The 25,224-nt window shown below is 45.8% G+C and carries 23 protein-coding genes, 1 tRNA gene and 1 pseudogene; 14 read left to right on the top strand and 11 right to left on the bottom strand.

Annotation, left to right across the window (positions count from 1 at the left end; genetic code table 11):
- Positions 1-195: 195 nt before the first annotated feature.
- Both PLE7327_RS19595 and PLE7327_RS19600 read left to right on the top strand, forming a co-directional pair.
- Positions 196-1,161, top strand: a complete 966-nt coding sequence (locus PLE7327_RS19595) for a XamI family restriction endonuclease (protein WP_015145511.1) — start codon at positions 196-198, stop codon at positions 1,159-1,161.
- Positions 1,136-2,722 (top strand): Eco57I restriction-modification methylase domain-containing protein, encoded by a 1,587-nt coding sequence (locus PLE7327_RS19600; protein WP_015145512.1) that lies wholly within the window; start codon positions 1,136-1,138, stop codon positions 2,720-2,722. Before PLE7327_RS19595 ends, PLE7327_RS19600 begins: the two co-directional genes overlap by 26 nt.
- 95 nt (positions 2,723-2,817) lie before the next feature.
- Here PLE7327_RS19600 and PLE7327_RS19605 read toward each other — a convergent pair whose 3' ends face one another.
- The gene (locus PLE7327_RS19605; RefSeq protein WP_041392397.1) at positions 2,818-3,396 is read right to left on the bottom strand and encodes a hypothetical protein; all 579 of its coding nucleotides are present in this window, start codon (positions 3,394-3,396) and stop codon (positions 2,818-2,820) included.
- On the opposite strand from PLE7327_RS19605, the gene PLE7327_RS24540 reads away from it, so the two are divergent.
- Together PLE7327_RS24540 and PLE7327_RS26775 are read left to right on the top strand one after the other, a co-directional pair.
- Positions 3,380-3,607 carry a hypothetical protein gene (locus PLE7327_RS24540; RefSeq protein WP_144266150.1) on the top strand — a complete coding sequence of 76 codons (228 nt, stop codon included), beginning with the start codon at positions 3,380-3,382 and terminating at the stop codon, positions 3,605-3,607. The two genes, PLE7327_RS19605 and PLE7327_RS24540, sit on opposite strands and share 17 nt — an antisense overlap.
- A gap of 30 nt (positions 3,608-3,637) precedes the next feature.
- On the top strand, positions 3,638-3,757 hold the full coding sequence (locus PLE7327_RS26775; RefSeq protein WP_144266151.1) for an excisionase family DNA-binding protein: 120 nt from the start codon (positions 3,638-3,640) through the stop codon (positions 3,755-3,757).
- Positions 3,758-3,927: 170 nt separating this feature from the next.
- Here PLE7327_RS26775 and PLE7327_RS19610 read toward each other — a convergent pair whose 3' ends face one another.
- The 3 genes and pseudogenes from PLE7327_RS19610 to PLE7327_RS19620 all read right to left on the bottom strand — a co-directional run bounded on the left by PLE7327_RS19610 (position 3,928) and on the right by PLE7327_RS19620 (position 6,637).
- Positions 3,928-4,395 (bottom strand): NAD(P)-dependent oxidoreductase, encoded by a 468-nt coding sequence (locus PLE7327_RS19610; RefSeq protein WP_371265306.1) that lies wholly within the window; start codon positions 4,393-4,395, stop codon positions 3,928-3,930.
- A gap of 119 nt (positions 4,396-4,514) precedes the next feature.
- Positions 4,515-5,107: pseudogene (locus tag PLE7327_RS19615) on the bottom strand (Uma2 family endonuclease).
- Between the two features lie 111 nt (positions 5,108-5,218).
- A complete protein-coding gene (locus tag PLE7327_RS19620) occupies positions 5,219-6,637 on the bottom strand; it encodes a sodium:alanine symporter family protein (protein WP_083888346.1) in 1,419 nt (472 codons plus the stop codon).
- A 120-nt stretch (positions 6,638-6,757) separates the two neighbouring features.
- Here PLE7327_RS19620 and PLE7327_RS19625 point away from each other — a divergent pair, with 120 nt between their 5' ends.
- The 3 genes from PLE7327_RS19625 to PLE7327_RS19635 all read left to right on the top strand — a co-directional run bounded on the left by PLE7327_RS19625 (position 6,758) and on the right by PLE7327_RS19635 (position 9,284).
- The gene (locus tag PLE7327_RS19625; RefSeq protein ID WP_041393634.1) at positions 6,758-8,101 is read left to right on the top strand and encodes a Mur ligase family protein; all 1,344 of its coding nucleotides are present in this window, start codon (positions 6,758-6,760) and stop codon (positions 8,099-8,101) included.
- Positions 8,102-8,359: 258 nt separating this feature from the next.
- Positions 8,360-8,911, top strand: coding sequence for a DUF4168 domain-containing protein (locus tag PLE7327_RS19630; protein ID WP_015145516.1), 552 nt, complete (start codon positions 8,360-8,362; stop codon positions 8,909-8,911).
- A 55-nt stretch (positions 8,912-8,966) separates the two neighbouring features.
- Positions 8,967-9,284 carry a hypothetical protein gene (locus PLE7327_RS19635; protein ID WP_015145517.1) on the top strand — a complete coding sequence of 106 codons (318 nt, stop codon included), beginning with the start codon at positions 8,967-8,969 and terminating at the stop codon, positions 9,282-9,284.
- 226 nt (positions 9,285-9,510) lie between these two features.
- Here the strand turns inward: PLE7327_RS19635 and PLE7327_RS19640 are convergent.
- Positions 9,511-9,582: transfer RNA gene (locus tag PLE7327_RS19640), tRNA-Val, on the bottom strand.
- A 113-nt stretch (positions 9,583-9,695) separates the two neighbouring features.
- Between PLE7327_RS19640 and PLE7327_RS19645 the strand changes: the two genes are divergently transcribed.
- The 4 genes from PLE7327_RS19645 (at position 9,696) to malQ (ending at position 13,728) form a co-directional block, all read left to right on the top strand.
- Positions 9,696-10,247, top strand: coding sequence for a metal-binding protein (locus PLE7327_RS19645; RefSeq protein WP_015145518.1), 552 nt, complete (start codon positions 9,696-9,698; stop codon positions 10,245-10,247).
- A 22-nt stretch (positions 10,248-10,269) separates the two neighbouring features.
- Positions 10,270-10,608: an MGMT family protein gene (locus PLE7327_RS19650; protein WP_015145519.1), complete on the top strand. Its 339-nt coding sequence runs from the start codon at positions 10,270-10,272 to the stop codon at positions 10,606-10,608.
- 303 nt (positions 10,609-10,911) lie between these two features.
- A complete protein-coding gene (locus PLE7327_RS19660) occupies positions 10,912-12,129 on the top strand; it encodes an ABC transporter permease (RefSeq protein WP_015145521.1) in 1,218 nt (405 codons plus the stop codon).
- A 93-nt stretch (positions 12,130-12,222) separates the two neighbouring features.
- Positions 12,223-13,728, top strand: coding sequence for a 4-alpha-glucanotransferase (gene malQ, locus PLE7327_RS19665; protein ID WP_015145522.1), 1,506 nt, complete (start codon positions 12,223-12,225; stop codon positions 13,726-13,728).
- An 88-nt stretch (positions 13,729-13,816) separates the two neighbouring features.
- Here the strand turns inward: malQ and PLE7327_RS19670 are convergent, their stop codons facing one another.
- From PLE7327_RS19670 to PLE7327_RS19685, 4 genes are all read right to left on the bottom strand, one after another.
- Positions 13,817-14,809, bottom strand: a complete 993-nt coding sequence (locus PLE7327_RS19670) for an adenosine kinase (RefSeq protein ID WP_015145523.1) — start codon at positions 14,807-14,809, stop codon at positions 13,817-13,819.
- Positions 14,810-14,915: 106 nt separating this feature from the next.
- On the bottom strand, positions 14,916-15,521 hold the full coding sequence (locus tag PLE7327_RS19675; RefSeq protein ID WP_015145524.1) for a 50S ribosomal protein L25/general stress protein Ctc: 606 nt from the start codon (positions 15,519-15,521) through the stop codon (positions 14,916-14,918).
- 68 nt (positions 15,522-15,589) lie between these two features.
- Positions 15,590-16,930, bottom strand: a complete 1,341-nt coding sequence (locus PLE7327_RS19680) for an adenylosuccinate synthase (RefSeq protein WP_015145525.1) — start codon at positions 16,928-16,930, stop codon at positions 15,590-15,592.
- Between the two features lie 91 nt (positions 16,931-17,021).
- The gene (locus tag PLE7327_RS19685; RefSeq protein ID WP_015145526.1) at positions 17,022-19,088 is read right to left on the bottom strand and encodes a DNA polymerase III subunit gamma/tau; all 2,067 of its coding nucleotides are present in this window, start codon (positions 19,086-19,088) and stop codon (positions 17,022-17,024) included.
- Between the two features lie 923 nt (positions 19,089-20,011).
- Here PLE7327_RS19685 and PLE7327_RS25000 point away from each other — a divergent pair.
- A complete protein-coding gene (locus tag PLE7327_RS25000; protein WP_015145528.1) occupies positions 20,012-20,164 on the top strand; it encodes a hypothetical protein in 153 nt (50 codons plus the stop codon).
- A 420-nt stretch (positions 20,165-20,584) separates the two neighbouring features.
- On the opposite strand, the gene PLE7327_RS19690 is transcribed toward PLE7327_RS25000, so the two are convergent.
- Positions 20,585-21,025, bottom strand: a complete 441-nt coding sequence (locus PLE7327_RS19690; RefSeq protein ID WP_015145529.1) for a hypothetical protein — start codon at positions 21,023-21,025, stop codon at positions 20,585-20,587.
- 97 nt (positions 21,026-21,122) lie between these two features.
- Positions 21,123-21,503, bottom strand: coding sequence for a phasin family protein (locus PLE7327_RS19695; protein ID WP_015145530.1), 381 nt, complete (start codon positions 21,501-21,503; stop codon positions 21,123-21,125).
- Positions 21,504-21,658: 155 nt separating this feature from the next.
- On the opposite strand from PLE7327_RS19695, the gene gcvH reads away from it, so the two are divergent.
- Both gcvH and gcvP read left to right on the top strand, forming a co-directional pair.
- On the top strand, positions 21,659-22,054 hold the full coding sequence (gene gcvH / locus PLE7327_RS19700; protein ID WP_015145531.1) for a glycine cleavage system protein GcvH: 396 nt from the start codon (positions 21,659-21,661) through the stop codon (positions 22,052-22,054).
- A 121-nt stretch (positions 22,055-22,175) separates the two neighbouring features.
- Positions 22,176-25,139, top strand: coding sequence for an aminomethyl-transferring glycine dehydrogenase (gcvP, locus tag PLE7327_RS19705; protein WP_015145532.1), 2,964 nt, complete (start codon positions 22,176-22,178; stop codon positions 25,137-25,139).
- Positions 25,140-25,224: the final 85 nt, after the last annotated feature.

A 25,224-nucleotide genomic window follows, 5' to 3' on the forward strand; every position in this document is an offset into this window, starting at 1 on the left:
AGGTGCGGTTTTTGCCCCTTATAATGAATACTAGACAGCAAACTGTAGTAATGCACTCATATAGTGAGTGCTAGATAGCAAACTACGGTTGAATATATAGTTAGGTGCTCAATCTTCGGTGCTGACGTGAGTAAAAATTTTATTCGTACCGTAATTAAGGGGTAAAGTAGAGACGCACAATTCTCCAAAGCTCGAATGGCTGTAAATCGTGATAAACCAGATCGCTGGAAAGCAGATGTAGCCGAATCTGTGGACATGTATAACTCTTGGTTCATGGATTTCGCACCACAGGCATTCCGTGATACTCGCATTCAAGTCACGGAAGTTGTAGCCTCGACTTTGAAGGCAACCAATAATCTCAAAACGTTGCACCCGGAGATTCTTCGGCAGAATCCAGGCATATTACCGACTCTCAGGATGTGTACCTGTCCACCCATTGCTAGAGATCGTCTCATTGGACTAGCGAATGTAGCTAAAAGCGTTGTCGATTGTATGGAAGTCTTAGGAAAGTTACCTGTTAGGCTCACAGAAGCTCGGCTTGATGAAGAATTAAGAAAGATTACAGACATTGTGGCAAGACTTGCCGATCGAGATATCTTCCCTTGGCTAGACAGCAATCAAACACCTCTGGAAAGCGAAATTTATCGTGCAGCAACAATCGTTGCTGATCGGTTATGTGGTTCGTCAGCAGATCCGATTGTTCGCAATGCTCAAGAGGCAAGGCAGTTAAGGGAAATCGCAGCATGGCTTGATAGCCGTGGGTACCGTTTATTGCCCGCTAGCCAACGAGTAAAGTTTGATGAAATGCCTCCAGGAACCTATAGCTTTCGGCTAAACATCCCTGTCAATTTGGCTGAAGAAGGTGGAAAGACAGTTAATATCCCGGTTGATGCGGTCATTATGCGTAAAGCTGCCCAACCTGGCGATCGCCCGTTATTGGTCGAGGCAAAATCGGCAGGGGACTTTACAAATGTCAATAAGCGTAGAAAAGAAGAAGCCCGAAAGGTTCAGCAGCTAAATGCCACGTATGGCAATACAATTGAGTTTGTTTTATTCCTGTGTGGCTACTTTGACAGTGGCTACTTAGGGTATGAAGCTGCCGAAGGGATAGATTGGGTCTGGGAGCACCGTATCGATGATTTTGCAGAATTTGGATTGTAAACAATTTTATAGTGTTGACTTAACAGAAGCTGAAAGAGTCGTTGAGCAAATTCGACTGGATGCTTCTAAAAATTCTGTAGAGCGTAACCGATTGGGGCAATTTGCTACACCCAATTTGCTTGCAATTGAGATTCTTAAGTACTCTAAGACTTTACTTCCAGCTAGTGAAGAAATTCATTTTTTAGATCCAGCGATTGGTACTGGTTCGTTCTACTCAGCATTACTACAGTCATTTCCGATTGAAAAAATTAAAAGTGCTGTTGGCTATGAAATTGACCAAGACTATGCTGAAGTAGCAATCAAGTTGTGGGCTAAGACTCCTCTTAAGCTCCATATTGCAGATTTCACAGAAAGTACTCCACCCCAAGATGAGGTTCTTAGATCTAACCTGTTGATTTGCAACCCACCCTATGTACGTCATCACCATTTATCAAAGAAGAGAAAAAATGCCCTGAAAAGACTAGGAATAAAAAACACGGGTATTGAACTGAGTGGTTTGGCAGGTCTTTACTGTTATTTCCTGTTGGCGGCGCATAGCTGGATGGCACAAAATGGTTTAGCCTGCTGGATAATTCCTTCTGAATTTATGGACGTAAACTATGGGAAAAAACTCAAAAAATATCTACTAGAGCAAGTCACCCTATTGCGAGTGCATCGATTTGCTCCTGACGACTTGCAGTTTGGTGATGTTCTAGTTTCTACATCAGTGATTTGGTTTAGAAACACAAAACCGGATTGTAGCTACTTGGTAGATTTTACTTATGGAGGAACTATCACTCACCCAATCTGCTCAAGCAAAATCTCGTCAAAAACGCTGAAAGAGCTATCAAAATGGAACTACACTTCAATTTCGCTACTTCAAAAAAATGATATTCAAGCTGGAACTAAGTTATCTAGTTTATTTGAAATTAAACGAGGAGTTGCAACTGGAGCAAACGACTTTTTTATTCTCACGCCTGAGCAGATCGACGATCTTCATATTCCGTTTGAACTTTTAACTCCCATCCTTCCTAGTCCTCGGTACTTGCTAGATGATGAAATACTTTCAGATGAGCAAGGTAATCCGAGGCTGGAACGCAAGCTTTTTTTGCTAACTTGCAAACAACCAATGGAATGGTTACAAGTTAAATATCCTTCAGTGTGGAGCTATCTCAAAAAAGGTGAGAGGATTGGAATTTCAGATGGTTATTTATGTAGACATCGATCACTTTGGTATCTGCAAGAAACTAGAGATCCTGCAATGATTTTATGTCCATATATGGGACGGCATGAATCTAGAAACAATAAGCCTTTTCGATTTATTCTTAATCATTCCAAAGCGATTGCACCTAATGTTTATCTGATGATGTATCCAAAAACAGAATTAAAGAACTTGTTATCAAAAAAACCTGAACTAATAAAATCTATTTGGAATGCCTTAAATTTAATTCCTATCGAAAGCTTGATTCACGAAGGACGGGTTTACGGGGATGGGTTGCATAAACTGGAACCGAGAGAGTTAGCAAATGCACCAGCAGACCTCCTACTGAAAGCTTTAGAAAACTATAGCAACCGCACCTAACAACCCTGGTGCAGCGGACGGTTAAGAGATCTTGGTGGTGGTGCAAAAGTGATCTGCCGCCGCTGACCAGGAACGTTCGTCAGCTTTCGCCTGGGCTATGGCAGTCCCGCAATCGAAGACGCTATATCGTTAAAATCGAGTTCGCGAAAATCGGGGAACTCGGCGTAAGGGATCCCAACCAGATAAAGGCGTCGTCCACGATACCAAGAGTGCTCAAAAACTATGTGTGCTCCCCACACCTTTGCGGACGAGGCGGCATCGTTAAATTTGTACGGAGGCCATTTGAAGTTTGGCCACGTGAGCGTAAAGAACTTTGATTTGCCTTGAAAACGCAGATCGCGATACAGGAGTGCCGAACCCACTTCGCTGTACAAATGGTACTGATCGACCCGATTGCGTTGATGTTCGGAGCTTAGCGGATCGAGGTCACAATTCAGCAGTTCGTCAGTTCGACTCTGCGCCTGCTTCAACATGAAATACTCAACCGCTATGTCCGGATTGCCGACGACGTCCTTCTGAATGGCCGCGATTCGATTCTCTGTGGCCTCCAAGCTTGCGCCAACTTTTCGGTCGGCGCGCTCTACGTATTGGATGAATTGGTCGACGGTCCAATCCCGATGAATCTGGGGTTTTCCGTCTTGCAATTGGATAGCGAAAGTGTCCTGGGTAGCCACGAAACGTCTCCTGGGTTTGAGAAAATGGACAGCACCTGCTGACGAACGTCAAAGTTGTGCGGCGGCAGATAATCTCGAACTCTCACCAATACCCTATGTTCTGTCCGCACCGACGCAGTGTTCGACGGCTGAGGCTAACTTTAGGCAAAACATCGAGACAAGAACATTTGTTCACAATGCTTGCAAGTGTACTGCTAAAGCAGTAAAATGAGTGCCTAATTTTAGTTTCGTTTCCGAAAGCATGGCTACCCAATACATCTCTGTAAAAGAGACCTCTGAAATCTTAAACTGCTCGGAGCAATACGTTCGTCAGCTACTCCGGTATGGCGAAATCAGCGGTGAGAGGATCGGCAGCCGGTGAATCGTAGCATCAGAGTCTGTTTAGAATTAGCGCATCAAGGGAGAAGATACAAGCTTAAGCATTCCCGATCGTGGGCGGCGTGCGTTCAGCAAACTTGGTCTAAAAGCTTTGAGTTTTTTTCTGGTTGTATGGGTCTAGACTTGGGACTAGAAAAAGAAGGCATCCAGGTACTACTGGCTTGCGAAATCGAGCCAGCCGTTCGCAAAACGATCGAGATCGATCGACCAGATATGGCGCTGATTTAAATAATCTCCGTCTTTTTCTGTTACTGCTTTCTGAATTTCTCGACTTTGAGATGGAGAAATCGTCCCCATTTGAATAACAGTACGATTGGTTAAGGATGATGCGACATTTTCAGATAAGATAACTTCTTTAATTGCATCAGCATTAGCGAGCATTAAAATCAAACAATTCGATGCTTGAATTGCTTCAATTGGAGAATTGGCAATTTCTGCACCTGCTTCTTTGAGAGTGTCTAATTTCGATTTGGTACGATTGTATGCAATCATTGAAACTTGGGCAGATAACAATCGTTCTACCATTGCTTGTCCCATCAATCCAGTTCCCAAAAATCCTATTTTCATGGCAAATAAATTATTAATTTCAACATTTGATCGAGGAAAAAGCCTTACACCCAGAGCGGCTGACTAATTGCGAACTGATAATTGCCAATTGCCAATTGCTATAAGATGTTTCGCGTCGCGATCGCGACGCGAAACATGATATTCTATACTTTTGGGACAACCTGTTAGAAGCATTATTCCCCAGTTAATTCAAAATTAATCCCCTCATAAATCTCGCGAATAACTAAAGCAATACTGACTGACTCTAGATTAATTTCTCCTTTACTTCCTCGATATTCCCCCAGCAACCATTGACTTTCTTCTATTTTGGCGTAATATGTTCGATAAAATACTCGGACTGGTTTACGAGTAAATATTCCCGAAATTCAGGAATTGAGCGATAGTAGAGGAACTTATCGCCGCGATCGCAACTTGCTGTGGATTTGGAAAGGACTTCGATAATCAGACAGGGATTAAGAATTTCGTCAGTTCAATTCTCATTTAAGACGGGTTCCCCAGCAATAACCATTACGTCGGGATAAAGTCCCTTGCGATACTGAGGAATCCACAAACGCAGATCGCTGGGAAACACTTCATAAGCAGTAGACTGAAAGGCAAGATCTAGGAGGCGTACTAAATTGCGAACGATGCGATTATGATTAATCGTTCCTCCAGTCATAGGGATAATTTTTCCATCATGGTATTCGCTGCGGGACTCTGCGGTTCCCTCTAGCATGCGGTATTCTTCGAGAGTGTATCTTTTAGAAGAAGAAAAATTGGCAAGCATAACCGTCCTCAGAGATCGTTATACCATTTTGGATTTTGGATTTTGGTCGCCGTTGTGCTGGAAGTCAAAGATGGTTCTCATTAGGGTTTAAACCATCTATTTAACGCATGTTTAATTGATGAGCGATCGCTCGGAATTTAGATAGCTTTTAAGACTAGATTTCTGACGATTTAAGCGTTTCCAGTAATCTTTTAAATCTCTAGCAACTTTCCCAGACAAAAGCATACAACCGATTAAATTGGGAATCGCTGTTGCTAGGAGCATCATATCGCTGAAATCGACGATCGCACCTAAATTAACAATCGAACCCAGAAAGATACATGCTAGAAAAAGTATCTTAAAAATCCCAACGCTGGATTCGCCCAATAAATATGCCCAGCATCGCTCTCCATAGTAACTCCAGGCGATCGTCGTCGAAAAGGCAAACAGAAAGATAATGGCGGTTAACAGCAAAGGAAACCAATCGATAACCGTCTCAAATGCCACTGCAACGATCTCAGAACCGGAACCAATTTCTGCTGTCTGGCTACCATACGTGCCAGTAATAATCACCACCAAGGCAGTCAGGTTGCAGATAACAACCGTATCGATAAACGGTTCCAAAATTGCCACAACTCCTTCCCTGACGGGTTCTTTCATCTTAGCAGCTGCATGGGCGATCGCGGCAAACCCCAATCCGGCATTATTAGAAAAAGCACTGCGGCGAACCCCCTGCACTAATGCGCCAGCTAAGCCTCCCGCCAACGCCTCTGGGGACATACCTTGCCCGACAATTAACATTACGGCATTAGGAATCTCAGTAAACTTAATTCCCAGCACCCACAGGCAGGCAACGATATACACTGTCACCATCGTCGGGATTAAGCGACTGGCAACGACGCTGATGCGGCTAATGCCACCGAGAATGACCAGTCCGACTAAAATAGCCGCAATAATGCCAAATAACCAGTTATAATTTGCCGCCATTGGCGTAACTTTCACAAAAGCGGCAAAAGCTTGATTCGCCTGGAACATATTGCCGCCGCCCAAAGCAGCCCCAATGCCAAAAAAGGCAAAGGAAAGCGCCAAAACTTTACCCAGTTTTGGCAGTCCGAGTTCTGACAATCCCCCAGACAGATAGTACATCGGTCCTCCAGTCAGAGTACCATCGAGTTTAACGGCACGGTATTTCAGCCCTAACGTACATTCGACAAACTTGCTGGACATCCCCAAAAGCGCTGCAACCGTCATCCAAAAAACGGCACCGGGACCGCCCATTTGAATCGCGATCGCAACTCCAGCAATGTTTCCCAACCCCACGCTTCCCGATAAAGCCGTCGCTAGCGCCCCAAAAGAAGACACTTCTCCTTCACCATGACTGCGAGCGCGATCGTATTTTCCGCTGGCTACTTTTAGGGCATGATTGAATCCTTGGACATTAATAAACCCCATGCGCCAGGTGAAGAAGATGCCTCCTCCCAGCAACCAGAGGATAATCAGAGGAATGCCGCCAAGAGATAGGAAAAGAACTTTTTCGGCTGCGGCAACCATTCGCGAAAAGACTGCATCAATAGAGTCTAGAGATAGGAATATCAAATGCGTTTCAACCACCACTAAAATTACTTTCCATATTGTAAATTTATGTTAATTCCAGGAGTAGCCATTAATTGTATGAAACTGCCAGACAGAATTCGTTTAGCCTTAGCCGTTGGAGTCGCCAAAACCGTCACGGCGATCGTTCGCGGGTTGAAGCTTGGGGCAGCAAGCGTCCTGCCGGGAGAAATTGCCCGTCGCCTTCATCCTCGGTTACTATCGCTGCTGTGCGAACAAGTAAATCGCGGCGTAATTCTCGTTGTCGGCACCAACGGCAAAACCACCACATCTTTGCTGCTGCGAACGATTTTGTCAAGTCAGGGATGGAAAGTCGCGCACAATGCGACGGGCGCCAATTTGCTGAATGGATTGATTACCACACTTCTAGGCAATACCGATCTAGTCGGTCAACTAAGGGCAGATTACGCCATTTTAGAGGTCGATGAGAATGTTTTGCCTCTGGTGTTGCGAGAATGCCAGCCACGCATTATCCTAGCCTTGAATTTATTTCGCGATCAGCTCGATCGCTACGGCGAAGTCGATACCATTAGCCGACGCTGGCAAGAAGCGATTTCTCCCTTACCCCAAGACACCATTGTCGTTCTCAATGCAGACGATCCCACTCTTTCTCATCTGGGGCAACAGTTACCCCAACGGGTGCGATTTTTTGGCTTAAGCGAACCTTCCCTCTATCTCGACAAAATTCCCCATGCTGTAGACTCGATTTACTGCCCTAGCTGCGGACATCCTTTAGACTATCAAGGCGTTTATCTGTCTCATTTGGGAGATTTTCAGTGTCTAAATTGCGGTTTTAGCAAAAGTCAACTCGCCTTAGACAGCCAGGCGTGGCCTCAAATTCTCATCGGCGTTTATAACAAATACAATACCCTAGCAGCTGGCTTAGTTGCCCAAGAGATCGGCATCGAGAGGAATGCTATTTTTGAGATCGTCAAAAACTTCAAAGCCGCTTTTGGCAGGGCTGAGGAATTAACCGTTAACGGCAGGCATGTGAGAATTTTACTCTCCAAAAATCCCGTCGGCATGAACGAGACAATTCGGACGGTTAATGAGATTAAAAAAACGGGGAAAGCCTCTGTAGTGCTGTTGGTTTTGAATGATCGCATCCCCGACGGCACGGACGTTTCTTGGATCTGGGACGTGGATACAGAAAAGCTGGTAGACGGCGGAGGAACGTTGATTGTCAGCGGCGATCGCGTTTATGATATGGCGTTGCGCTTGCAATACAGTCGAGAGCAAACCAATGGAAACGACGATGTGCGGTTAATTATCCGAGAAAATTTAGAAGAAGCGATCGCTACTGCCCTAGAATTCACTCCCGCTAGCGAAACTCTTCATATTCTTCCGACATATTCTGCCATGCTCGAAGTTAGACAAGTGCTAACGGGACGCAAGATTTTATAACACCAAAGATAGAATTTTAAATTTGCACTTTTGGTAGATGCGATCGCGCTTGCAAGCGCAATTGAGCCTTCGATCTACAAATCGCATTCCAATCTAAAGTTTAAAATCCACAATTCAAAATCGAAAGACTATCGAAATCTTTACTTTTTGCTTTTAGATTTAGGTAGAGAAAATTCAGGGATGCAACCCGAAGAAGCCTAGTCTCGCTATTGGTTGCGGCTTGTAGCAGTGCTGGCAGTCGTAAAGGAAAAAAAGGTCATGTACAAACGGATATTATTAGGGAGTTTTGCGCTTACCCTATTGATGACAGCGGGTTTGCCCGTTCGCGCTCAGACGACAGAAAGAGCTCCTGCAACTCAGGAAACAGAGCAAGCGCCTGCAACTCAAGATTCACAACAAGCGCCTGCAACTCAAGGACAAGAATCCCCCCAATCATCGCAGGTTTCTCAAGAAGACCTTCAGAAATTCGCTAACGCCATCAAGCAAATACAAACTATTCAGAAAGATTATCAAGGTCGAATGGTTCAAGCTGTTGAGGGTGAAGGACTCAGCCAAGAACGATTCATGGAGATCCAACAATCTCAAAGCAATCCTTCCGCTCAGCCGAGTACCCAAATTTCTAACGAAGAAAAGCAAAGTTTTGAGCAAGCCAATGCTAAAGTATCGCAACTTCAGCAAGAGGCTGAGTCAAAGATGAAAGAAGCTGTTCAAGCTCAGGGATTAGATATACAGCGTTTTAATGAAATTTTTGCCGCGATTCAACAAGATCCATCCCTGCAACAGCAAGTTCAGCAAATGATTCAACAATAGCTTGTCTGAAGTGGCAAAAGCATCGAAAAACAAGTTAAGTATAGGAGGTTTTACAATGAAGAAGTTAATCGCTTTATCGGTTATTCTTGGTTTCACAGCTTTTCTAGGCGCATGCGCCCCGCAGGAGTCTCCTTCCGATACTACCGCACCTTCAGGTACGGAGCAGACTGCGCCTGGTAGCGAGCCGACAGCTCCCACAGGCACCGAATCTCCTGCTGCTCCAGATAGCACTTCGCCCGAAAGTACCGCTCCTGGAACAACCGATCCCGCCAGCGATCCCACCAAGTCTGAAACCAAAGAAGAACCCAGCGATGCTGGAAGTATGACAGCTCCTGAAGAAGCTCCGGCAGAACCATCTGGTACTGGCAACTAATTAGTTCGTCATAACGATCTGCTTGGATGGGTAAAGTGATCGCTTTCGCTTTACCCATTTAACCCATTTATGCTACATTGCGGATGCAGAAAATTTTTTCTTCCATCCGAACACAGGCACGGATTTAGGAATTAATACCGATTTGCACGATATTACCTGTCATTTGAATATAAATGCTTTGCCAGGATTTACCCCTTTCGATTGCCAAACGCTGCTATTCTTCACATGGGCGGTATTGGATTTGAACCAATGACTCTCTGCTTGTAAGGCAGATACTCTACCGCTGAGTTAACCGCCCGCAACCACGCCTACTGAGTATAACATGATTTTATTTGAAAACAACACTTCGAGCAACTTGAGCCAGAAAAGTCGTGTCTAGATCGATCGCTGGCTTAGTTTTAGATTTTATCTATGCCTTCCGGTCGAACTCACGATCGCATTACTTTATGGAGTTTGCCACCAATCGTGGGACTTTCTTATCTGCTGACGCGCAAGGGCGAACTAACCTTCATCATCGCAGGTGCTTTTTTATTCGGCGGATTGATGTTTGGTCCCGATTTAGATATTTACTCGCTTCAGTACAAGCGTTGGGGCAAATTGCGCTGGATTTGGAAACCTTACCAGTCGCTTGTCGGTCACCGTTCCCAACTCTCTCACGGGTTGATTATCGGCACGATCTTACGGATAATCTATTTACTAATTAGTACGATCGCGATCGCAACACCGGGAGTCGCTATCGCGCAGTTAATTTGGGGATTTGACTGGAATTGGCAACGAGTCGCTCGCACTGCGATTCAATCGATTTCCCAGGATTATCGCCAAGAAGCGATCGCGCTAGTCATCGGTTTAGAACTAGGCGCGATGAGTCATTCGCTTAGCGATTGGATCGGTTCTACCTGCAAGCGCTGGCAAAAGAAACCCTCTTTCAAAAGTAAAAAGGAAAAAATAAAAAGGAAAAAGTAAAAATTGATTTTTTGCCTTGCCTATGAGTGCCTACGACAAGATCTATGCGATCGTGCAGCAAATTCCTTTTGGTCGCGTGGCAACTTACGGACAAGTAGCGGAATTAGCCGGTCTTTACGGACAAGCGCGTTTGGTTGGATATGCACTCTATCAAATCAACTCAAGCGCATCCGAAATTCCTTGGCATCGAGTGGTTAATGCCAAAGGAGAAATTTCCTATTCGAGTTTGCGACGCGGGGACGATTATCTACAGCGATCGCTCCTAGAAAACGAGGGGATCGAATTTAGTCAAGACGGTAAGATTGACTTGCGCCACTATCAATGGCAACCTGAAAATCGTCTTTGGTCATTAGCAAGTTAAACAAAAACTACAGATTGCCTACTTGGCATTTTTCTATGCCACGATGAGAGTAAACAAAATCGCTAACCATGACCCTAATCGATACCCATAGTTTTCATACTTTAACCAATATTTTGGGGACGCTTTTGTTTATCGCGTTTATAATTTGGGCTTTGTGGTTTGCCTCACAAATGGATTAGCCCAGTTCGGTAACTTTTGTTGTCTCGATCTTTCTTGAGTGAAGTCAAAATTTGGTCGCCAGTTCCGGATTCATCCGTAAGATCGATCCACAATCAATAATCCAAAATCGATTGATTTTCAATCATGGCACTAATTGAAAACACCAAAATGGCTTTCTCAGCGCTGCTAGCTCATAAACTCCGCAGCAGCTTGACCATGATAGGCATCGCAGTTGGTAATGCTTCCGTTATCGCCATGGTCGCCGTAGGAGAAGGCGCGCAAAAAATGACAGCCAAACAATTCGAGTCTCTCGGACCGAAAGTTCTTTACGTCAGTCTCACTGCCCCAAAAATTAGAAGAGTTCTTTCAGAGACGACCAAACCGCTAGTCCTAGCAGATGCAGAAGCGATCGCGACGCAAGTGCCAACTGTAGCTGGGGTAGCTCCTGAAATTCATTCAAAACAACTATTAACCTATCGCCAGCAATCGATCGACAGTCAAATTGTGGGAACGACGGCAAGCTATCTTAACGTTCGCAACTTTAAAATGGCGCGGGGAAGGTTTCTCAGCGCCGTCGATCTCAAGCGCAACCATCGCGTCGCGGTACTCGGCGCTGAAATTGCCGAGCGATTGTTCGGCAAGCAAAACCCGGTAGGAAAATCGATTCGTATCAAACAAACAAGTTTTCAAGTCGTCGGCGTGCTTGCTCCCAAGGGAATGCTATTTGGAACCAATCAAGACGATAAAGCGATCGTTCCTCTAACAACGATGGCGTATCAACTCCTGGGAAGGACTTCTCCTTACGGAATTCCTCTCAGCGTTATTGCGATTTCGGCTAGAGATAAAAATAGCATCAGTGCCGCTCAGTTTCAGGTAACGAATTTGCTGCGAGTGCTAGATAAAAATCGACAAGAGGATGCCGTCAATATCTATTCCCAAACGGCTTTGATGGAAACGGCGCAAGAGACCGATCGCGGATTGACGATGATGCTAGCTGCGATCGCGGGAATTTCTCTATTTGTCGGCGGAATTGGGGTGATGAATATCATGCTGGTTTCGGTGACGGAACGGACGCAGGAAATCGGACTGCGCAAAGCGATCGGAGCAAAAGAGCGAGATATTCTCTTTCAATTTTTGCTAGAAGCTGTCATTCTAGGAACCACGGGAGGGGTTATCGGCGTTCTTCTGGGAGTTGGGGGAGTTACCATTACCAGCGCCGTTTCTTCGCTTTACACCAGTCTGTCGCCCATTTCCATCGTCGCGGCGGTAGGCACTTCCGGCACCGTCGGTCTATTTTTCGGCGTATTGCCTGCAAAAAGAGCCGCCAAACTCGACCCAATCGCTGCCTTGAGAAATTCTTAACTCTGGTCGGGTATAATTTTGCTTTATCTTATCCTGGTTTTTGTGTTAAAAATCCTCAAGCAACATCGATCGGATTAGGGGCTGCAACCATTAATGTTTGATAAAAGAGCGAGCGGTATTTTATTGCATCCTACCTGTTTTCCTAGCCGTTTTGGGATTGGCGATCTAGGAGAGGAAGCTTATCGATTTATTGATTTTTTGGCAGATAGCTACCAGCAGATATGGCAAATTCTGCCTCTGGGACCGACAGGCTACGGGAATTCTCCTTACTTATCTTATTCGGCGCTAGCTGGCAATCCTCTGCTTATCAGCCCCGAAAAACTGGTAGAAGATGAGTTGCTCGACGAGGAAGATTTTGCTAACTTGCCGGATTTTCCGTTAGATAGAGTAGATTTTGAATTAGTGACTCAAACCAAGATGCCGCTCCTTCAAAAAGCGAGCCAGACTTTTAAGCAGGCGGCATCGGCTGAATTACAAGAAGAATTCGAGAAATTTTGCGATCGCCATAGCGATTGGTTAGAGGATTACGCCTTATTCATGTCTCTCAAACAATTGTTCGAGGGGGAAAGTTGGAACAAGTGGGATAAAGACATTGCCAAACGAAAACCCGACGCGATCGCCCAATGGAAAGATCGTCTCGGCGAGTCAATTTTCTTCCAGAAATTCCTGCAATTTCAGTTTTTCCGCCAATGGTCTGCCCTCAAGCAATACGCCAATGAAAAAGGCATTAGTATCTTTGGCGATATTCCTATTTACGTCGCCCACGACAGTGTAGACGTTTGGGCAAATCCCGAACTCTTTTGTTTAGATGAAGAAACTGGGGAAGCGGCCTTGATGGCAGGCGTTCCGCCAGATTATTTCAGCGAGACGGGACAGTTGTGGGGAAATCCCGTTTACGACTGGGAAAAACACCAACAAACCAATTTTGCCTGGTGGATGCGTCGAGTTGAGGGAATATTGGAGTATGTAGATATCATCCGCATCGATCATTTTCGCGGCTTTGAGGCTTTCTGGGCCGTCCCTCAAGGCGAAGAAACCGCGATGAATGGAGAATGGATAGAAGCCCCTGGAGAAGCTTTCTTTAACCTGCTCAAGCAAAAATTAGGCAAATTGCCGATTGTTGCCGAAGATTTGGGCGTAATTACGCCAGAAGTCGAAGCTTTGCGCGATAAGTTTGGCTTTCCAGGCATGAAAATTCTACAATTTGCTTTCGATTCGGATCGCGCCAATCCCTTTTTACCTTTCAATTACGTCAATCGCAATTGCATCGTTTATACGGGCACTCACGATAACGATACGACGGTGGGATGGTTTAATGCGCGATCGCCCGAAGAACAAGCGCGAGTGGTAGACTATTTGGGCTGCATTAGTCCCGATGGTATCCACTGGAGTTTGATTCGCCTCGCCCTCGGTTCGGTTGCCAATCAAGCCATTTTCCCGTTTCAGGATCTCCTGGGTTTGGGGAACGATGCTCGCATGAATACGCCAAGCGTTCCCGATGGGAATTGGGGCTGGCGCTATCGTGCCGAAGCGGTAAACTCGGAAGTAGGCGAGCATCTCAAATATTTGACCTATCTCTACGGTCGCGCGCCATACTAATTAGTCGTCCCTGAAAAATTTTTAATCTTACAAAGTGGTGCGCTACAAACTGTAACGCACCATACTAATTACTAATCAATAAAAAATATCAGCGCAGACTGGCAATTAGAAATTGCATTTCTTGTGCCTCTAATCTCGGACCAAAACGAGTCACAATTCGAGAGGCAGCCAGAGAAGCCAACTTGCCTGCTTCGGCATAGCTCATGCCGTGAGTAATCCCGTAGAGAAAAGCCCCCGCATACATATCGCCAGCGCCAACGGTATCGATCGCCTGCACTTTAACTGCATCGATCTCGATAAGCTTTTGACCGTCATAAATCAGAGAACCTTTCGCGCCACGGGTAATAGCAAAGCTTTTGGCTAAGGTTTTGAAGTATTCTAGCGCTTGAGAAAGCGCGTTAGTTTTAGCCATTTTGAGCGCTTCAGCTTCATTGGCAAAAACCAAATCCAACCCCGAACCGATAACTTTCAGAAGTCCCTCTTGAAAAAATTCCACCATATTGGGATCGGATAAAGACAAAGCCGTTTTCACCCCAGCCTGTTGAGCGATTTCGCGGGCTTTAATGGCTGCGGCTTTCGCAGTAGGCGAAGAGACGAGATAGCCTTCCGCATATAGATATTCCGACTCGACTAGCGCTTCTGGAACGATTTCCACTTCGGATAGGTTTGCCGTGATGCCTAAAAACGTATTCATGGTGCGATCGGCATCTGGAGTAACCAAGACCAGACATTTTCCCGTAATCCCGTTTTCCTCATCGCCGTTGTGGGAATTGGTATCCAATCCGCAGCGGCGTAAGTCTTCCAGATAAAAATAACCGCTCTCATCCTTGGCGACTTTACAAGAATAAAAGCCTTTACCCCCTAACTGAGCGATCGCGACCATCGTGTTCGCTGCCGAACCGCCACTGCTTTTTTTACAGCGCAAACCGTCTACTTGCGCCATGATTTCTGTTTGACGCGCTTCGTCCACCAACGTCATGACCCCTTTATCAATCTTCAACTGTTGCAGGAATTCGGGGGTGACTTCAAATTCCATATCGACTAAAGCATTACCAATTCCGTATACGTGATATTTACCCATAAACTTCTATCGTTTGAGAGGAATTTTTCTAGATATTAAGGAATAAAGTGCAAAAAAACCAGGGAACATCTGTCTCCCTGGTTTGAGAAAGAAATAACAAGAAACTTTAGGATTCCTTAGTCGTTTCTTCAGCTGCGACTGTTACTTCTTCTGCCATGACAGCGGGAGCAAGAATGGAGAGAACAGTTGCATTGGGATCGTCTGTTGCGACTACTCCTTCTGGCAACGCTAGCTCGCTCACTTGTACGCTATCGCCAATATAGAGATTGGAAATATCGATCTCGATGGATGCCGGGATGCGATCGGGAGCGCATTCTACCGTTAGTTCGGTCAGCATTTGCTCTAGAATCCCACCCTGTTTGACTCCGGGTGCGTCTCCAACTGGGTTGAGAGGCACCGTCACCTCAATGCTGGCGTGAGCAGCAACCGAGAAAAAGCTGAGATGGTAAAGCGTCTTTTTCCAAGGATGAGCTTGAACCTCTCTGATCAAGACTTTTCCATTCCAAGGGAGATCGGGAATTTGGAGGTCAACTAAGGTATTGTTGACAAAAGCTCGTCGAAGTAAAAAATATGCGTCTTTCTCGTTGATAGTTAAAGAGACGGATTCGGCACCTTGGTGTCCGTATAAAGCGGCAGGAATCAATCCTTGACGGCGAAGTGCGTTTGGTTTACTGCCTTCTGGTCTTTTACGACATTCAACTGTAACTGACATAGGATTCAATAGTTAGTAGTAGTTAGTGGTTAGTAGTTAGTAGTAGTTAGCTAGTAGCCAATCGCTGATTACTGGTTACTGATTATTGGCGTGCCATTAGCATCGAGCAAGGCTCGTTTTGGTCCGTGGATTGGATCTTCTACTATAATGGTTTGGTCGCGGCTTGCGCCAAGAGAGACGATCGCGATCGGGACTGCCATCAATTCGGCAAGACGTCTAAGATAGCTTAAAGCCTGTTTTGGCAAATCATCTAGAGAACGACAATGAGCTGTGGGCTGCTTCCAACCCGGTAAGGTTTCATAAATGGGCTTGCAGCGAGCAAATTGACTGGCATTGCTGGGGAAGTGATGGCAAGTTTCGCCATCTAACTCGTAGGCGACGCAGACTTTGATTTCGTCTAATGCGTCGAGAACGTCCAACTTAGTAATCGCCAGACAATCTAACCCGTTGATCCGTACTGCATAGCGACCGATTACCGCATCGAACCAACCGCAACGGCGGCGGCGACCCGTAGTCGTGCCGAATTCAGCCCCGCGATCGCACAACAGTTGACCGATTTCGTCATTGAGTTCGCTCGGAAAAGGACCTTCTCCCACGCGAGTCGTGTAAGCCTTAGCTACGCCGATAACTCGGTCGATCGCGGTAGGACCGATTCCCGATCCCACGCATGCCCCACCTGCCACTGGATTGGAAGAGGTGACATAGGGGTAGGTTCCGTGGTCTAAATCTAGGAGAGTGCCTTGCGCCCCCTCAAATAGTATATTCTTTCGTTTCGCGATCGCCTCGTAGATTTTGAGAGAACTATCGATCGCATAGGGACGCAGCCGTTCTGCATAGCCGATATATTCTTTTATGACAGCTTCTGGGTCTAAAGGCGGTAGATTATACAGTTTTTCTAAAATGACGTTTTTATAGTTAATCGTCCACTCCAGCTTCTGCCGCAGGTCGTTCTTATCCATCAGGTCTATGACCCGAATACCGGTACGTTCTGACTTGTCGGCATAGGTCGGTCCGATGCCTCTTCCGGTCGTACCGATTTTGCGATCGCCTCGGCGTTCTTCAGCTGCCTTGTCTATAATTCGATGGTAAGGCATCGTTACGTGGGCAGTTTGGGAAATCATCAAATTGCTAGTCGAGACCCCCAACGCTTCGAGGCGATCGATTTCTTCAAGCACCACTTGCGGGTCGATTACCGTCCCAGAGCCGATGATACACTCGGTGTCGGGATACAATATGCCAGAGGGGATCAAGTGCAGTTTAAAGGTTTGTCCTCGGACGACAATCGTATGTCCTGCGTTAACTCCACCTTGAGAACGTACGACTACATCTGCCGACCGACTCAACAAGTCTGTTATTTTACCTTTTCCTTCGTCGCCCCATTGGGCACCAATTACAATGACGTTAGCCAAGAGCTTATCAAATAAGTTTAAAGTTCACACAAACTACAATTATCTCTAGCTGAGGTCATGAGTGTCAACCTTTTTGGGAGAAGAGTTCAGCTCAAAAGGGAATGTCATCTTCATCGGTGAAATTGCTCAAATCCAGTCGCTGTGGGGTCGGGGGAGATTCCTCTAAATCCGGCTTGGTTTCTTGAAGGGGTTGGGAAACCCGAAGATCTGCTGCTTTCTCATTGGTTGTGGGAAATTCGTCATTGATAGGGCGATCCAGGTGGACGATTTCTCCCTCAAAACACTTAGCTAAGCTTTCAGCCGCTTTCTGAAGCTCATCTTCGCAAGAAAACTCTGAAGTCGAGCCATTCTTTATTGCAAGAGATGGGGAAATACCAAGAGAACCAGGTCGGGTTTCCTTCCTGCCATTATTATTGATGCTCTGCTCGGATCTGACAGAAGAGAGAGACTGTTGCTGCGATATTTTTTCTGGTTGGGCTGCTGTTGGTTGGCTTATCGGTTGCGATTCTATAATTTTTGAGGACTCATTGGCAGTCGAACTTGAGGAATGGCGATTTTCCCCATTTTCCTTTCTTTCCATCCCCGCGTCAGAATTAGATAACTCTTCTGAATGCGACTCAGGAGCCGTTGGTACTGCGACTTGAAAATGAACCTTAACTCGATGGTGACAAACAGCCTGAAAAGCTGCTTCAATTTCAGTCAGTTTATCCCTCGCCAGTCCGAGTAAACGCTCGTTTTTAACTCCAATCCAAGCGACGTTTTCGTCTAAACTAATTAGATGACAATGCGAACGGAGCAAAGCTTGGGTAAATATTTGAAGGCGCTCTAATAATGCTTGCCAAATTTGCGTTTGAGAAATTGAGTCGGCAACGGGAACTGGCGCAGCAGGAGAGTCTATTGCTTGAGGTGCGGGAGTGGGTAATTGCGATCGCGGTTTTTCCTGTGGCGGCATGGATGGAGTCGTTGCCATAGAATTGCTAGCAGAAGGCTGTAGCTGCGTTGCTCGACGAGAGAGCGCGATTTCTGAGCTAGTTGGCGGTTGTCCGACGACGGCTCCCCCAGGATGATAAGCAGATGGCAATAATCCCAGTAAGGTAACTTCTAGCCACAGGCGCGGTTGAGTGGTGTTTTTTAGTTGTGCCTCGCTGTCTTTGAGGTGCTGTTGTCCTCGCAGAATTGCGTTCAATTCCCAGCGTTGCGCTTCCTGGCACAATTGCTGCCAAGTTGACGAGGTAACGGCAACCATATCGGGACGGTTGGGTGCAGTTTTGGCAATGAGAAGATTGAGGTAAAAATTGGCTAAATTTTGCAAGATGACTAAGGGTTCTCGACCTCGGTTCATTAAGTGGCGGCATTGTTCTAGCACAGCTTCTGCCTTATCTGAAGCAATCGCGCGCAGCAACTTTAGTAAATCCCGTTCGGCGACAGAACCGACTAAATCCCAAACGCGATCGGGGGTGATTTTACCCGACAATAAACTTAATTGATCCAACAAACTTTGAGCATCTCTCAATCCGCCATTGGCAATTTGTGCGACTAAAATAATCGCTTCGTCATTAATCTCGATATTTTCTTGGCTGGCAATGTACTTTAGATGGGCTACCATCGACTCTAAAGGAATCCGCCGAAAATCAAAGCGCTGGCAGCGAGAAATAATCGTAGGCAAAACTCGCTGGGGATCGGTAGTGGCAAGGATAAAGATTACCCGTTCTGGCGGTTCTTCTAAGGTTTTTAGCAAGGCATTAAACGCGGCAGTGCTGAGCATATGGCATTCATCGATCGCATAAACCTTGTAGCGACACTGTACCGGGGCAAATTGCGCTCTTTCGATGAGATCGCGGATGTTATCGACTCCCGTATTACTGGCTGCGTCAATCTCGATCGCGTCTAAGGCAGAACCCCGCGCGATCGCCCGACAAACCTCGCATTTTCCGCATGGCGTTGGCGTTGGTCGCTCGCTTGACAGACAATTGAGAGATTTCGTCAAAATTCTTGCTGAAGATGTCTTCCCCGTTCCCCTCGGTCCCGCAAATAGATAGGCAGGTGCAATTCGTTGGCTGACAATGGCATTGGTCAAGGTAGTCGCGATCGCTTCCTGTCCCACCAGGTCAGCAAAGGTTTGAGGGCGGTATTTGTGATGCAGAGGTTCGTAAGACATATATCAGTGACCAGCGATCGCTAACCAGTTATATCAAATCCATTTAATTAGTCATAATATGTAGTGCGACCATCTTGGTCGCGAGCGGGACTTGTTATTGTGGTCGTTCAACCGGATTTGATATTATCGGTGATTCGATTTTGGTCGCCGTTGTGCTGAAAGTTAATGCAAGCGGCGTGCGGCGACTGCGTTCTCCAGATTTTAGATTTAGGAGTAGTTAGTAGGAATTGGTCAGTTGTCTTTTGTCATTGGTCATTGGTCATTTGTTAGTGGTTAGCCTTGTTTCCCTTCTCCCCCTGCCTCCAACACTTCCCGCACTCCCCACCCCCCTCTGTCCTTCCCGTGCTTTTGTTATCTGCTCACGGGGGAGTTCTATTATCCTACGTACCATCCCGCAATAGATCGGAACAAATGTATTATATCAAGGGCATCTTCAATCTCAAAAAAAAACCTCAGTTTTTACCGAGGTTAGGATAGGAGAACTCAATGTCAATGGGAGATAACAAAACTATGAACCCTTTGCTCGATCTTAAAAAATTTAAGCTCCAAGCAGGGTTATTGTCATATTATAAACAAAAGTAACAATTATGTAACAAAATATCTATAAGAATTGACAAATCGCAATTTATTCTATATGGATTGACATGCTAGAGGAAGTTAAAAACTAGCGATCGCTCATCCGCTCATCAAGCCTGACCTAAGCGAAGTCCATCAAGCTCAAAACTACATATAACTTCGTAAAAATACAAACAAGCGACAGAAAAAACAAAGTAATCTAACAATCCCTCAATAATTATTTCGATTGGGTGTCAATCTCTAATTCGGTCGAGATAATCAAGGATAAGTAAAGACCGAATTAATTTCTTCTCTGGCACCACGAAAATTTAATCAAAGTTCTCAAGCAGAATAGGAGAGAAAAAAATATGACTATTACTAATTTTTTACAAAACTTTGTTCAATATCTTACAGAAGCTTTTGCTCGAATTTTTGGTCCCAATGACGATGAATATCCTAGCATTGGCATACAACCATTTGAAGGAGAACCTTACGAGCGAGCTTCAGAAGCAGAGTGGTGATCTTTCAAAATCAAAAAGGCAGTTTTACGGAGTTTTTTTAGATAAACACCTTGGATAATCTTCTTATCCAAGGTGTTTTCAGTATTTATTTATTATGTTATGTTTAGCTAGCTAAAACAAGGGTTGACACGTTTGCTATCTACGACCGTTCTGATAGAGAGTTTAGTCTCCCTTCGATAGCAATAAAGTGGAGGAAGCGATAAAAACTCCACACCGCTTTTATAAGGTTTGTTTATTATCTCCACCGCCTACACGTTTGACATCGCTCTCCTTCAACGTATAGTAAGGGAACACAACGGCAAAACTTCCCTACGGTGCTTTTATATCTTGTTATCGAAGTAACTCGCTCTCCTACCATCAATCTTAAGTCAGATTCAAAAATCTCGATCCATGAGTTACAAAATATGAATTAAAAAAATCTTATTGAATATTTTCCCAATCAGGGCAATTTCGATCGTCCCAACCGTAAGGATGCATTCCACAGACAAGTAAATTTTCTCCGTATACTCGACCATGATAGTGGCGACACCCGATACATGCAGGGTGAGTTTCTAAAGAAGGTTCTATTTTGGGATTGAATGTTAATCCGAACTCTTCTAAACTTTCTTGGAAAATCCAATCCTCATCCTCGTTAAAAAGCGAGTCTAATCTTTCTGAGAAAAGAAACTCGTTTTCAAAATCGATTGCCACTTCTAAAAAATCCTGACAATTTTGCAAAAACTGCACTAAGTTGCTTTCTATCTCGTTTTTGACTTGTTCGGCAACATCGATCGTTTCCTGACTAACATCTTGGAAAAATCGGTCGATGGCATCTGCTGTACTCTCCAGCATTTCCCAAACATCTTTTTGCCAGTCTTCCATGGACAATCCCTGAATAAAAAATTAAACACTTCAGAGGTGAGAGAGAAACTTTTCTTACTCAAAAACTATCGAATCTAAGCGGGCAAAATTGAGAAACTTAGCCATCGCGCCTAAGCTTGCTCAGTTCCTCTTGAAGGGATTGCACCTGTCGGCGTAAAGAATCTAGATCTTCTGTTTCAGATTGTTGCGATTCCTCATCTTCGACAACAATTTCGATCGGACGAGGTTCTCTAGACTTAGATTCAGATCTTTCTGACTCACGGATGGATTGTTGCTGTTGAGCTTGTTTAATCATGTCATCAACGTATTTGCGTGCCTCTTCTGTGGTCATCTCACCTCGCTCCACCATCTCGTCTGCGAGCTTTTGAGCTTGAGTCTTTAGCTCAGCTAAAGTACTGCCTGCTTTTTCAGCAGTGTAGGAAGCGAGTCCTACCCCCAGATAAAATGCTTTTTGAACGATGTCTCCAAGACCAGCCATAAATAAAATTCAACTATAAACTTGATAAGTCCTTACACTTCTAAGGATAAGAGACAAAAAAGGAAAGTGACTACCCAAGCGAGGAAAACAAAATCTAATAACTGATAGCAAAGACGTTGTAAACTAAGCTTTGCTGCGGATTTAGAGGATAGAAAATGGAACTAGAATATCCAGACGATCTCAGATATCTCGACTCCCATGAATACGTTCGTCTAGAAGGCGAAATCGCTACCATTGGCATCAGTGCCTTTGCCATCGATCAACTCGGCGATATCGTCCTTCTAGAATTGCCAGAAGTTGGCGAGACGCTAAAAATTGGCGAAAGCTTCGGTACGATTGAATCAGTTAAAGCTGTTGAGGATTTATATCCTCCCGTCTCCGGTACGGTAATCGAACGAAACGACGCTATGGTTCAATCGCCAGAACTCATTGCTGACGATCCTTATGGCGAAGGATGGTTATTAAAAGTTCGAGTAACCGATCCCGACACTGCACTTGCCCACACGCTATCTGCGGACGAGTATCGATCGCACGTCGAAGGCGAATCTTAATCGAGATTTGGCTACAAAAGTTGGAAGTTGTTTTCAAGGGTTTGTTACAAAATAATAAAGAGGTAGCGCTAGGATCTATCCTGGCAACACCCGACAACCCTTATAGCAATTCGTCCTAGATATGCCTAATTTGGAGATCGCAGTCGATCGACAGACAAATCAACGACAACAACCTTTATCACCAGAAACTTCGTTAGCGCCTACCGATTCATTTGTCAAACGGCACATTGGTCCGAGTCCGAATGAAATCGAGCAAATGCTCGAAGTCTTGGGATTTTCCTCCCTAGAGCAGCTCGTCGAAAAAACCGTCCCCGCAGCGATTCGACTCGCTCAACCCCTGCAATTACCAGAGGCACAAAGCGAATACGCGGCTTTGGCGCAGTTGAAGTCCATTGCCTCCAAAAACGAGATTTTCCGCTCGTATATCGGCATGGGGTACTATGACTGCATCACTCCATCCGTCATCGAGCGCAATATTCTAGAAAATCCCGGTTGGTATACCGCTTACACCCCTTATCAAGCAGAAATTGCCCAGGGACGGTTAGAAGCTCTGCTGAATTTCCAAACCATGATTATCGAACTGACAGGTTTGGAAATTGCTAATGCCTCTTTGCTCGATGAAGGGACAGCCGCCGCCGAAGCGATGAGCATGAGCTATGGGTTGTCAAAAAAGGGGGCAAATGCCTTTTTCGTCTCTAGTAGCTGCCATCCCCAAACTATCGAAGTTGTCAAAACTCGCGCTAACCCTCTAGGCATTGAGGTTATTGTCGGAGACCATCGCCTGTTTAACTTCGAGAGACCCGTCTTTGGCGTACTCCTCCAGTATCCAGCTACCGATGGCACTATTTATAACTATCGCGAATTTATTAATAAGGCGCACGAAGCTGGCGCTTTAGTCACGGTAGCTGCCGATCTTCTCAGTCTAGCGCTACTGACTCCTCCTGGCGAATTTGGGGCAGACATTGCCGTCGGAAACACGCAACGCTTTGGCGTGCCGTTAGGATATGGCGGTCCTCATGCCGCTTACTTCGCGACCAAAGAGGAATATAAACGTCAGATTCCAGGGCGTATCGTTGGGGTTTCCAAAGATGCGCAGGGCAAGCCAGCTTTGCGATTAGCACTGCAAACGCGGGAACAGCACATTCGTCGGGATAAAGCTACCAGTAATATTTGTACCGCCCAAGTCCTATTGGCAGTCATAGCTTCTATGTATGCCGTCTATCACGGTTCTGAAGGGATTAGAAAGATTGCCCAACGAGTCCATCGGTTGGCGGTCATCCTAGCAGAAGGGTTAAAGCGTCTCGACTACAAGATCGAATCAGAACCGTTCTTCGATACCTTACGAGTTGGCGTAGGCGACGGTAAGGCAAGAACGATTATTAAGGCGGCAGAAGCTCGTCGGATTAATCTACGCTACTTCGATGAAGACTCAATCGGCATTAGCCTAGATGAAACTACGACGGCACCAGATTTAATCGATCTATGGCAGATTTTCGCACACAAGGAAGCGTTGCCCTTCTCGCTAGAAGAATTGCTGCAAGAGGCAGAATTTGAATTTCCGGCAACTTTTACCCGGACTAGCAGCTATCTGACCGATCCCGTTTTTAATCGCTATCATTCGGAGACAGAATTGCTGCGTTACTTGCATCGTCTAGAAAGCAAGGATTTGGCTCTCAATACGTCGATGATCCCCTTGGGTTCATGTACGATGAAGCTGAATGCGACGGCTGAGATGATGCCCGTAACTTGGGCGGAATTTGGCAAGCTGCATCCTTTTGTGCCGCTAACGCAAACCGAAGGCTATCAAATCCTCTTCCAACAGTTGGAAAGCTGGCTGGCTGAAATTACTGGCTTTGATGGGATTTCTCTGCAACCGAATGCGGGATCTCAAGGAGAGTATGCGGGACTACAAGTCATTCGCAAGTATCACCAAACCAGAGGGGAGGGACATCGCAATATTTGCTTGATTCCCGAATCTGCCCACGGAACCAATCCGGCTAGTGCGGTGATGTGCGGGATGCAAGTAGTAGCGGTAAACTGCGATCGCGATGGGAATATCGATCTCGACGACCTCAAGGCTAAAGCCGACAAGTATCGCGATAATCTCGCCGCCTTGATGGTCACATATCCCTCTACCCACGGCGTATTTGAGGAAGGGATTGTCGAAATCTGCGAGATCGTCCACCGTCACGGCGGACAAGTGTACATGGATGGGGCAAATATGAATGCCCAAGTTGGACTGTGCCGTCCTGCGGATTTTGGTGCCGATGTCTGTCACCTCAATTTGCACAAAACCTTCTGCATTCCCCACGGCGGCGGCGGTCCCGGCATGGGTCCGATTGGCGTAAAGGCTCATCTCGTCCCCTTCTTACCCGAAATCTCTGTCGGAACGAACGGTTATCTGTTTGAAAACAACAGCAATGACAAGCCTAAACAATCGATTGGCGCGATTTCTGCTGCTCCTTGGGGAAGTTCGAGCATTCTGACGATTTCCTGGATGTATATCGCCATGATGGGGCCGCAAGGACTGACAGAAGCGACCAAGGTGGCGATTCTCAATGCTAACTATATCGCCCATCGTCTCGCATCTTACTACCCCGTCCTGTTTAAAGGCAAGGAGGGGACAGTCGCCCACGAATGCGTAATCGATTTGCGCCCCCTCAAGAAACAGGCAGGCATTCAGGTGGAAGATGTCGCTAAGCGATTAATGGACTATGGCTTCCATGCACCTACCGTTTCTTGGCCCGTACCGGGAACGATGATGGTAGAACCGACAGAGAGCGAGTCTAAGGATGAATTAGACCGCTTCTGCGATGCGATGATTGCCATTTATCAGGAAGTCGAAGCCATTGCCCAGGGCAAGATCGATCCCGAAAATAATCCCCTCAAAAATGCGCCCCATACGGCAGAAGTGCTGATTGCAGGAGAATGGAATTGTCCCTACTCCCGCGAACAAGCCGCTTATCCCGCACCTTGGACAAAAGAATACAAATTCTGGCCCCCTGTAGGACGAATCGATAATGCCTATGGAGACAGAAATTTAGTTTGTTCTTGTGAGGGTATGGAGGCATACAAGGAAGGGTAAAAATTGAATGGGTGGGCAATGCCCCACCCAATTAGCTAGAAAAAATTAACCCAATTTATCATTGCAATCATTACTGGTCGCAGGG

The sequence above is a fragment of the Pleurocapsa sp. PCC 7327 genome (assembly GCF_000317025.1).
In the GTDB taxonomy this organism is placed as follows: Bacteria; Cyanobacteriota; Cyanobacteriia; order Cyanobacteriales; family Microcystaceae; genus Hydrococcus.